Annotated in this window: 7 protein-coding genes; 5 read left to right on the forward strand and 2 right to left on the reverse strand. The window is 60.8% G+C overall.

From position 1 onward, the window contains the following. Positions 1-12 precede the first annotated feature (12 nt). A complete protein-coding gene (locus ACIP66_RS10010; protein ID WP_400647559.1) occupies positions 13-1,623 on the reverse strand; it encodes a PvdJ/PvdD/PvdP-like protein in 1,611 nt (536 codons plus the stop codon). A 252-nt stretch (positions 1,624-1,875) separates the two neighbouring features. Between ACIP66_RS10010 and pvdM the strand changes: the two genes are divergently transcribed. From pvdM to ACIP66_RS10035, 5 genes are all read left to right on the forward strand, one after another. Further along, on the forward strand, positions 1,876-3,246 hold the full coding sequence (gene pvdM, locus ACIP66_RS10015) for a pyoverdine-tailoring dipeptidase-like protein PvdM (RefSeq protein WP_400647561.1): 1,371 nt from the start codon (positions 1,876-1,878) through the stop codon (positions 3,244-3,246). Continuing rightward, the gene (locus ACIP66_RS10020; protein WP_400647563.1) at positions 3,243-4,523 is read left to right on the forward strand and encodes an aminotransferase class V-fold PLP-dependent enzyme; all 1,281 of its coding nucleotides are present in this window, start codon (positions 3,243-3,245) and stop codon (positions 4,521-4,523) included. The genes pvdM and ACIP66_RS10020 overlap by 4 nt, the downstream gene beginning before the upstream one ends. A 35-nt stretch (positions 4,524-4,558) precedes the next feature. After that, positions 4,559-5,467: a formylglycine-generating enzyme family protein gene (locus tag ACIP66_RS10025; protein WP_212544384.1), complete on the forward strand. Its 909-nt coding sequence runs from the start codon at positions 4,559-4,561 to the stop codon at positions 5,465-5,467. 144 nt (positions 5,468-5,611) lie between these two features. Continuing rightward, positions 5,612-7,261, forward strand: coding sequence for a cyclic peptide export ABC transporter (locus ACIP66_RS10030; protein ID WP_400647566.1), 1,650 nt, complete (start codon positions 5,612-5,614; stop codon positions 7,259-7,261). Positions 7,262-7,359: 98 nt separating this feature from the next. Next, complete coding sequence (locus tag ACIP66_RS10035; RefSeq protein WP_082341413.1) at positions 7,360-9,822, forward strand: TonB-dependent siderophore receptor; 2,463 nt, start codon at positions 7,360-7,362, stop codon at positions 9,820-9,822. A 146-nt stretch (positions 9,823-9,968) separates the two neighbouring features. Here ACIP66_RS10035 and ACIP66_RS10040 read toward each other — a convergent pair whose 3' ends face one another. Then, complete coding sequence (locus ACIP66_RS10040) at positions 9,969-10,931, reverse strand: alpha/beta hydrolase (RefSeq protein ID WP_400647569.1); 963 nt, start codon at positions 10,929-10,931, stop codon at positions 9,969-9,971. Positions 10,932-11,032 lie beyond the last annotated feature (101 nt).

Raw genomic sequence — 11,032 nt, forward strand, 5'->3', positions numbered from 1 at the left:
CGATCTTTTGCTTTAAGCCTTTGCTTTCAGATTGCGCGCATACCACGGCCGTTGCGGCACGCGGCGGAACAAGTTGGCGAGTTTGTTTTCGTCTTCGCCGAAGGTGATGCGCAGGGCCAGTTTCATGGTTTCCGGATCCATCTCCACTGATCGGCCCATCTGCAAGCCCGGCGTAGTGCTGCAACCGTGAGTGTCCGGCCCCAGCCATGGATCAGCGATTTCCACCCAGCGGCCTGGCGCGAACCACTTCACGCCGTTGACCTCAAGGCGCGTGACCTGGCCCGGATGGAAGCGCTCGTGCGCGCGATACCAGTCCTCGATGCGATCATCGATCCAGCCATGAAAATGCCAGAACACCGGGTTCACATGGGATGAAAACGGGTCGCCAAGGAAATCGTTTTCCGCGGCGAACCAGCGGGCGGCGAAGTCATCGAGATCACGCGCCAGCGGCACCGGCTGACCGTTGGAAGGGTCACGCGGCACCGACGCCCAACGCATGTGCAACCAGTCGTGCAGGCCCAGCTCTACTTCTGAACCAAACTGGCCCAAAGTGAGCTTCGACAGATATTGCGGATCGCGGTACTGCGATTCCCAGACTTCAAAATTGCTTTGATAGGTCTCGGCGGTTTTCAGGTCGCTGACCCACTGGGTGTATTCGTCATCTTCGGCCGCCAGCCAGGTCGGCGGCAGCGAAGTGCCATCGTGGTTGTCGAAGTAGCGCGCGAAGCCCTGGCGATCACGGATCAGCTCCGGTTGCGGCAATGGGAAAAACTGCCACGACGGCAGATCCATCATCGAGCGCGCCGTGCCGAGCATGTGCCGGTGCATGAAAAAGAAATCGATGCCGGAGCCGTTGCGATCCTTGTGCGTGCCACGCGCATCCCGCTCCTGGTCACGCGGCCCGGGCTGCCAGCCGAGGCCGCGCAGGGCATTGCGTTTGTCCTCGGGCAGCGTGTGCCATTTGTCGCGGGTGGCGTGCCAGATCTGATGGAACAGGCGATGTTCCGGCGACACCAGCCATGCCAGCAACGGCGCATTCAACGGCGTGCGCTGGCGGGCTTCGGGGAACAGGCATTTGACGGCGATAAAGCGATTGTCCTGAGCGGGCAAGGCCAACGGGCGATCGAGGCGCTGCACCGTGCCACTGAGGGTGCCGCTGCCGGCATTGCCGAAGTCAGCCCAGACTTCATCAAGGATCATGTTCAGTTCGTAATCGACGCGACCGTCCGTGCCGAGCAACCGCCAACTGAGTTTCGAGGCCTCTGCCCCGGCCAGATCGCCAAGAATTCGGTAACGAGGTGTTTCGTCACTGCGCAAACGCTCGGCAGTGTCGAGGAAGCCATTGACGCCCCGGCCCTTCTGACCGATGTCGAGAAACACTTCCAGCCCTTCAGCCGGCAAGCCATCGAGGCCGGCGTCAGTGCCGGTAAAACGAATCTTCCAGACACCGCGCAAGGCATTGGACAGGCGCTGCCCGGCCACGTCGGCGACATCGAACGACGCCTCACCGGGGGTGATCGTCGGATCCGGCTTCGTCCATTCACGGTGCCCGAAATAAGCCGCCGGTACGGCAGCGCCGGTCAACGCCAGGCCTGCCATGAACCATCGTCGAGAAATCCTCATTGCCCTACCTGTGTCAGCCCTGAAGCAGGCTTTATCCAAGCTAGAACGTTTACTGCGCGGGTAAATTTATGTGGGTTTGAAAAGATCGCAGCCTTCGGCAGCTCCTACATGCAATGTATATCCCTGTAGGAGCTGCCGAAGGCTGCGATCTTTTAACCCGGCGACCTAAATTCCACGGCCATCCACTCGTTCTTCCCAGATAGCAAAGGCCTCTGCGCCTGCACCTCGACGGCGAACCTGACTGAGATGGCAATGACAAAACCACGTTCGAAAAAGGCTCTTTTCATCGGCCTGCCGCTGGCTCTGGCGGTCAGCGCCGGCGCTGCTTTTGCGGTGTGGGACATTTGGTTCAAGGACAATCCCGGCTACCCGCACAAAGTCATGCAGCAGGCCGAAGCGCTGCACGAGCACATGCTCTCGTTCGACAGCCATATCACCGTCACCCAGGATTTCGGCACCACCGGCAACGAGGTCGACAAGGACGGCAGCGGCCAGTTCGACCTGGTCAAAGCCAACCGTGGTCGCCTGTCCGGGGCGGCCCTGACGATTTTCGGCTGGCCGGAAATCTGGAACGGCGCCAACGCCCCGCACAAACCCACCGCCGGTTTCGTCGACGAGGCGCGCAATCAACAAGAGATCCGCTACAAAATCATTTCCGGCATGGTGCGCGACTTCCCCAATCAGGTCGGGATCGCCTACACCCCCGCCGATTTCCGTCGCCTGCACGGCGAAGGCAAGTTTGCGATTTTCATCAGCATGCTCAACGCCTACCCGCTCGGCCACGACCTCAACTTGCTGGATCTGTGGACGGCGCGCGGCATGCGCATGTTCGGTTTCAGCTACATCGGCAACAACGACTGGGCTGATTCGTCGCGGCCGTTGCCGTTCTTCAACGATTCGCCGGACGCCCTCGATGGCCTCTCGGATCTGGGCAAGCAAGCGGTCAAACGCCTCAACGATCTGGGCGTGATCATCGACGTCTCGCAGATGTCGACCAAAGCCCTCGAGCAAGTCGCGCAACTGAGCCGCACACCGTTGGTGGCGTCGCACTCGGCACCACGGGCGATGGTGGATATCCCGCGCAACCTCAGCGACAAAGAATTGCAGCTGATCAAAAACAGTGGCGGCGTGGTGCAGATCGTCGGCTTCTCGCAGTACCTGCGCCCGCTGACCCAAGGCACTCAGGACAAGCTCAACGAACTGCGCAAACGCTACGACCTGCCGCCGCTGCCAAACCTGGCCATGGCGCTGATGCCGGGCGACCCGATCATCGCCGCATGGTCGGAGCAGAAATTTGGCGAGTACGCCGGCCAGCTCTACGCGATTCTCGAAGAGGAACCGAAAGCTAGCCTCAAAGACTTGGGCGACGCCATCGATTACACCGTGCGCAAGATCGGCATCGATCACGTCGGCATCAGCTCCGACTTCAACGAAGGCGGCGGCGTCAAAGGCTGGGAGAACGTCGGCGAGATCCGCAACGTCACCGCCGAATTGCTCTCGCGCGGCTACTCCGAAGCCGACATCGCCAAGCTCTGGGGCGGCAACTTTTTGCGTGTCTGGGATCAGGTCGAGAAATCCGCAAGACCGGCAGTGGCCGCTGCTCAGGACACCGCCAAGCCATGAGCAATCGTCGTGACTTTTTGAAGCAGGCCGGAATCCTCGCGGCGGCGCTGCCACTCGGCGCGAGCCTGCCGAGCGTTGCTGCCGCCACGCCGATCGCACCGTTGCCGCGCGATAAATGGGCGCAGTTGCAGCAGCTGTTCAATCAAGATCCCGAGTACCTGCACTTCTCCAATTTCCTCATCACCAGCCACCCGAAACCGGTGCGCGACGCCATTGAAATGCACCGCGCCGCACTCGATAAAAACCCGGGACTGGCGATGGACTGGGATGTCGGCGTGATCGAACAGCGCGAACACGACGTGCGCGTCTGGGCCGGCCAATACCTGCAAGCCGATGCCAAGCAGATCGCCCTGACCGGCAGCACCACCGAAGGCCTGACCATGATTTACGGCGGCGTGCACGTGCGCGCCGATCAGGAAATCCTCACCACCGAACACGAGCACTACGCCACCCACACGATTCTGGAACTGCGCAGTGAGCGTGAAGGCACCAAGGTGCGCAAGATTCGCTTGTTCGACGATCCGCAAACGATCAGCGAGAAACAACTGCTGGCCAACATCGACCGCAGCATCCGCCCCGAGACCCGCGTGCTGGGCATGTGCTGGGTGCATTCGGGCAGCGGCGTGAAGCTGCCGCTCGGCGCGATCGGCGCGCTGGTCGACAAACACAACCGTGGGCGCAGCGATGCTGACCGGATCATTTACGTGGTCGACGGCGTGCACGGATTTGGCGTTGAAGACCTGAGTTTCCCGGCGATGAATTGCGACTTCTTCATCGCCGGCACACACAAATGGATGTTCGGCCCACGTGGCACTGGCATCGTTTGCAGCCGCACGCCGGAAGTGAAATACGTCACGCCGATCATCCCGACCTTCTCCGAGGCTGAGCACTTTTCCACGACGATGACCCCGGGCGGTTATCACGCCTTCGAACACCGCTGGGCGCTGACCGAGGCGTTCAAGTTGCATCTGCAATTGGGCAAAGCCGAGGTGCAGGCGCGCATTCATGAACTCAACAGCTACCTGAAAAAACGTCTGCTGCAACGCCCGCAGATCGAACTGGTGACGCCGTTGAGTCCGGAGTTTTCTGCCGGTTTCACCTTCTTCCGGGTCAAGGGCAAGGACAGCGACAAGATCGCTGCGCACCTGATGGCCAACCGTGTGGTTGCCGATGCCGTCGAGCGTGACGTCGGCCCGGTGATCCGCACCGCACCGGGGCTGCTCAACAACGAAGCGCAGATCGACCGCCTGCTGAGCATCCTCGACCAGGCCCTGTGAGCCTGCCCTCTTTTTCCTTTTTAGCGAGACGCGAAATGAACACTGAGTTACCTCGTTTTTCTCTGAAAGCCCTGCCCGCTCTGGTGCTCGCCGCCCTCGCCGCCGGCCTCATGCCGAGCGCCGCTCAGGCCGCCACGCCACCTGCGCCGGGCAAAGTGTTCAAGGACTGCAAGGACTGCCCGGAAATGGTCGTGCTGCCCACCGGCACCTTCACCATGGGCACCCCGGATGACGAAGTCGGCCGCGAGCCCGATGAAAGCCCGATGCACCCGGTGACGTTCGCCAAACCCTTGGCCATCAGCCGTTTTCAGGTGCTCAAGGGTGAATGGTTCGCCTACCTGAAGGACACCGGTTACCAGATGCCGGACGGCGACGACCGCCCGGGCCGCGCGTGCAAAGCGGGGATTCCGGACTATCAGGGCAGCGATCCGCGCAAGCAGTACACCGACCGCCACCCGGCGGTGTGCATGGACTTCGCCGAGGCCAATGCCTACGTCGCGTGGCTGTCGAAAAAGACCGGCAAACAATACCGACTGGTCAGCGAATCCCTGCGCGAATACGCCGCCCGTGGCGGCAGCAGCGGGCCGTTCCCCTTCCCGTTCGATGAAGGCAAGGAATACAGCATCGCCAAACACGCCAACACCTATGGCGCCGCCGACGGCTACAACTTCACCGCCCCGGCCGGCAGCTTCGCGCCGAATGCGTTTGGCGTGTACGACATGCACGGCAACGTCTACGAATGGACGGCCGATTGCTACAACGAAAACTACGTCGGCGCACCGAGCGACGGCAGTGCCTGGCTGACCGGCAAGTGCGAATTCAAGCGCATTCGCGGCAACGACTGGGGCGAGGCGCCGGTGTTCTCCCGCTCCGGCAACCGCAACGCGCTGGTGCCGGGTGATCGCGGCGACTGGATCGGCTTCCGGGTCGCCCGCGATCTGTAACCGCAGCGCCCCTTAAATTAACCACCCCTCCAGTCGTTTTACAGGTGGGCGCGATCCATTGCGACGCGCCCCCGCCCTCTACGCACCCAGGCGAGGCCCGCGACCGATGCCGGCCTTCGCCGTTCTTTCAAGCAGGGAACCTCCATGAGCAAACCAACACGCGGGGTGATCAATGAATTGTTCACCCTGCTCAAACCCTTTCGTCTGATTGTTGCCGGCTCGATCCTGCTGGGCATGGTCGGTGGCCTGAGCGTCACGGTGCTGCTGGCGACAATCAATAATGTGCTGCATGCCGAGGGCGGCCTGACCAACACCGTGGTCGCCGCGTTCGCCGGGTTGTGTCTGCTGGCACTGGTCAGTTCGATTTTCTCCGACATCGGCACCAACTACGTCGGCCAGAAAATCATCGCCAAACTACGCAAAGAGTTGGGCGAAAAGGTGCTCTCAGCACCGATCGAACAGATCGAGCGCTATCGCAGCCATCGGCTGATTCCGGTGCTGACCCACGACGTCGATACCATCAGCGATTTCGCCTTTGCCTTCGCGCCGCTGGCCATTTCCCTCACCGTGACACTCGGCTGCATGGGCTACCTGGCGATGCTGTCGTGGCCGATGTTTCTGATGATGGTGGTGGCGATCATCATCGGCACCATCGTTCAGTACATCGCTCGCGGCCACGGCATCAAAGGCTTCATGGAGGCTCGCGATTCCGAAGACGAATTGCAAAAGCACTACAACGCCATCGCTGAAGGCGCCAAGGAACTGCGCATCCACCGCCCACGTCGTCATCGCATGTTCGTCTCGGGTATCGAGCACACCGCCGACAAAATCTGCGACACGCAGATTCGCTCGGTGAATATTTTCGTGGTCGCAAAAACCTTCGGTTCGATGCTGTTCTTTGTCGTGATCGGTTTGGCGCTGGCCCTGCAATCACTTTGGCCGAGCACGGACAAAGCGGTGATGAGCGGCTTCGTGCTGGTGCTGCTGTACATGAAAGGGCCGCTGGAGCATTTGATTGGCACGCTGCCGATTGTCAGCCGCGCGCAGATCGCCTTCCGCCGCATCGCCGAGTTGTCGGAACAGTTCTCCTCGCCAGAGCCGCACCTGTTGCTCAGCGATCAGGGCAATCGCAAAACCCCGGTGCACAGCCTCGAACTCACCGACGTCGCCTACAGCTTCCCGGCGGTCGAAGGCGCCACGCCGTTCAAACTCGGCCCGGTCAACTTGAAGATCGAACAGGGCGACATCGTTTTCATTGTCGGTGAAAACGGTTGCGGCAAGACCACCCTGATCAAGTTGCTGCTGGGACTTTACGCGCCGCAGCAGGGTGAAATCCGCCTCAACGAGCAAGTGGTCACCGCCCTCACCCGCGACGACTACCGCCAACTGTTCACGACGATTTTCGCCGACTACTACCTGTTCGACGACGTGGTACAGGGCGACACGCACATCCCCGAAGACGCCAACCAATACCTGCAACGCCTGGAGATCGCGCACAAGGTCAGCGTGCGTGACGGCTCGTTCACCACCACCGACCTGTCGACCGGTCAGCGCAAACGTCTGGCATTGGTCAATGCCTGGCTGGAAGAGCGTCCGGTGCTGGTGTTCGACGAGTGGGCGGCGGATCAGGATCCGACCTTCCGGCGCATTTTCTACACCGAGCTGCTGCCCGACCTGAAGCGTCTGGGCAAAACCATCATCGTCATTTCCCACGATGACCGTTATTTCGACATCGCCGACCAATTGGTGCGAATGGAAGCGGGGAAAGTCATCACGGAACTGCAAACGGCGTAAATAGCCACGATTCTCATTCTGGTTTTCTGCGGCTCGTGCGTCTAATTAAGAATCGATAACAACTACAACCCAATTAAAACCTGCAAGAGTGAAACACAATGCCAGCAATTCCGGGGATTCCACGTTTTACCAAGGCGCTGATCATGCGTCGCATGTTGCAACCTGGCTTCAGCGCTACCGCCTTCAGCATGGCCCTCGCCTTGCCGTTCAGCGCCCACGTTCAGGCTGAAGAAGTGAATTTCAATATCCCTGCGCAATCGCTGGCAAGCGCACTGCAGGCATTGGGCACGCAATCGAACATGCAAGTGCTGTACAGCGCTGATGACGTCCAGGGCCTGCGCAGCCAACCGGTCAGCGGCCGGTTGTCGCCGTCGCAAGCGCTGTCGAAGATGCTGGTGGGGACCGGCGTCATGTTCACCGTGCAGGACAACACCGTCACCGTGCGCGGCAGATCGAGCGGTAACTCGCTGGAGCTGGGCGCCACCAACATCAATGGCCGAGCGGTTGAATCCGCCTATGGCCCGGTTGACGGCTATGTCGCGACTCGCAGCGCCACCGGTACCAAGACCGACACGCCGATCCTGGAAATCCCGCAGACCATTAACGTCATCACTGCCGAACAAGTGCAGACCCAGGGCGCACGCAACCTGACCCAGGCCCTGCGCTACACGCCGGGCCTTAACGTCGGTGGTTTCACCGACCGCAACGCCATCGCCGACGAAATCACCAGCCGTGGTTTTGCACCGACGCCGCTGTACCTCGACGGCGCCTACCTGCCGTATGCCGGCAGCCTCGGCGGCGCACCGCAGATCGATCCGTACACCCTTGAGCGCATCGAAGTGCTCAAAGGCCCATCCTCGGTGCTGTACGGCCAGAACCAGCCGGGCGGCATCATCAACATGGTGTCCAAGCGTCCGACCACCGAGCAGCGCAGCCAGGTCAAACTGGGTGCCGGCAGCTACGATCGGGTCAACGGCGCATTCGACACCAGCGGCCCGATCGACGATCAGAAAGAGTTCACCTACCGCGTCGTTGGCGTTGGCAAAAAAGGCGGCCAACAGGTCGATCACACGCACAGCGAGCGTATGTTGCTGGCGCCAAGCCTGACCTGGACGCCAAACGACGACACCTCGCTGACCCTGCTTGCGCAGATCCAGCGTGACGACGGCTTGGAAGACTATCAGGCGCTGCCGATGATCGGCTCGCTCAAGCGCGGCCCGAACGGCGAGCGCATCGACCGCGAATTCTTCTCCGGCGACTCGAAATACAACGACTACAAACGCGATCAGTACGTCTTCGGCTACGACTTCACCCACAACCTCACCGAAGATTTGAAATACCGCTCCACCGCGCGTTACACCGACGTGCGCGATGACTACAAAGGTTTCTACCTGCGCAGCTTCGTCACCGATGACGCCGGCGTGACCGATTACACCCAGGCCAACCGGGTCAAGCTGAACTGGAAACAGCACAACACCGCGTACACCGTCGATAACAATCTGGAATACAAATTCAACACCGGCGCGCTGGAACACACCACGCTGATGGGCGTGGATTATCGCCACTTCAACCGTAAGTACGACGGCTACAACGCCTACAACGTGTTGCCGATCAACCTTTACGGCGCGAACAACAACTACGACACCAGCAGCGTCACGCCGCAACTGGACACCAAGTGGGACAACACCATCCGCCAGACCGGTGTGTACCTGCAAGACCAGATCAAACTGGACAAGTGGATCCTCACCATCGGTGGCCGCCAGGACTGGGCCGAAGTGGAAAACAAGGACTTGCTGGCACGCACCGTCGAAGAAAAGCGTGACCACAAATTCACCAGCCGCGTGGGCCTGACCTACGTCACCGACTTCGGCCTCGCGCCGTACGTCAGCTACTCGGAATCGTTCCTGCCGACCCTCGGCACTGCTGCGCCTGAGCGCGGTGGCAAAGGCTTTGAGCCGACCGAAGGCGAGCAATACGAAATCGGTGTGAAATACCAGCCGTTCGACCAGACCCTGATCACCGCGTCGGTGTTCCAGATCAAACAGAAGAACGTGCTGACCGGCGACACCGAGTACCCGCAATACCAGGCGCAGTCGGGTGAAGTGCGCTCGCGCGGTGTCGAACTGGAAGTCAAATCGACCTTCGACAACATCGACGTGATGGCGGCCGCCAGCTACCTCGACTCGTTCTACACCAAAGACACTTGGGGCAACGAAGACAACCGCAGTGAAGCACAGTCGCCTGTTTCGGCGCTGGTGTGGGCCAACTATCACTTCACCCAGGCTTCGCTCAACGGTCTGACCTTCGGCGTCGGCGCCCGCTACACCGGTCGCAAGCCGGGTGATGCGGCCAACTCGTTCGACGTGCCGTCCTACGTTGTCTACGACACTACCGTCAGCTACGACATGGGCAAACTCTCGCCAAGCCTGCGCGGCGTGCAGACCAGCGTGAACGTGCAGAACATCTTCGACCGCGAGTACATCTCGGACTGCAACTACTCGTTCGGTTGCTACTACGGCCAGGAGCGCGTGGCATCGGTTGAAGTGTCTTACGACTGGTAAGCCACCCCACCGACAAAAAAACCGGGCGATTGCCCGGTTTTTTTATGCCCTGAAACCGCTTTTCGTAGGAGCTGCCGAAGGCTGCGATCTTTTGCTTTTGAAGATCAACAGATCGCAGCCTTCGGCAGCTCCTACGGGGGGTGTGATTAGTGTGAGATGGCTGTGCGCAGGCTTTGGGTGAGTTGGGTGTAGACGTTATCGATGTCCGGCACCACGCTCTGCAGACGCAGGAAGTCGTGAATCAAACCTGTGTATTCGATCAGCTCCACGGTCACGCCGTGCTCTTGCAGACGCCGGGCATAAGCGCGGCCTTCGTCGAGCAATGGATCGTGGCCGGCCAGGGCGATTACGGCCGGGGCCATGCCTTGGTAATCCGTCGCCAGCAGCGGTGAGAAGCGCCAGTCGAGACGATCCGCCGCGTCGTTGCCGTAGTGCCGGTAGAACCACTCCAGCGTCTCGCTTTCCAGCAGATAACCTTCGCCGAACAGCTCGGTCGAGGGGCTGCTGGTGGAGGCGTCCGTTACCGGATAGCAGAGCAGTTGCAGGCAAGGTTTGATTGCCAGCGAAGCCGGATCGCGCGCCGATTGCAGGGCCAACACTGTCGCCAGTGTCGCGCCAACACTGTCGCCACCGAACGCCACGCGGTTGATGTCCAGACCTTCAGCCACGGCGTGCTGCGCCAGCCACGCCAAGGCATCAGCACCATCATTAAGCGGCGTTGGAAATTTGTGTTCCGGTGCCACGCGATAGCCCACCGACAACACCGCGCACGGCGTACGCGCGCAGAACTCGCGACACACGCCGTCATGGGATTGCAGGCTGCCGACCACATAACCGCCACCGTGGAAATACACCAGCACCGGCAGCGCCTCGGCCTGCGCATTGGCGGGCCGATATAAACGCAGCTCCAGACTGGCGCCATCACGCGCGGTGTACGGCACCGTCACGACACTGACATCCGTCGGCGCGCCCCAGCGCAACTGCACCGTGGTGCGCTCGAAGGCTTCCCGGGCCTGAGCCGGCGTCGACAAATGAAACGGGCCGGGGCCATCGGCCTGGCTTTCTTCGGCCAAGTCGAGGAAGGCATTGAGTTCCGGATGCAGGGACATCGCAGGTTTCCTTATGAAAAAGCCACAGACAAAAGAGGAGCCGCAAGGGCTGACGCCGAACAGTCGGGGCAACGAAAGCCCTGTGGCGAGGGAGCTTGCTC

It is taken from the genome of Pseudomonas sp. NPDC088429 (assembly GCF_044753305.1).
Classification (GTDB): Bacteria; Pseudomonadota; Gammaproteobacteria; order Pseudomonadales; family Pseudomonadaceae; genus Aquipseudomonas; species Aquipseudomonas rustica.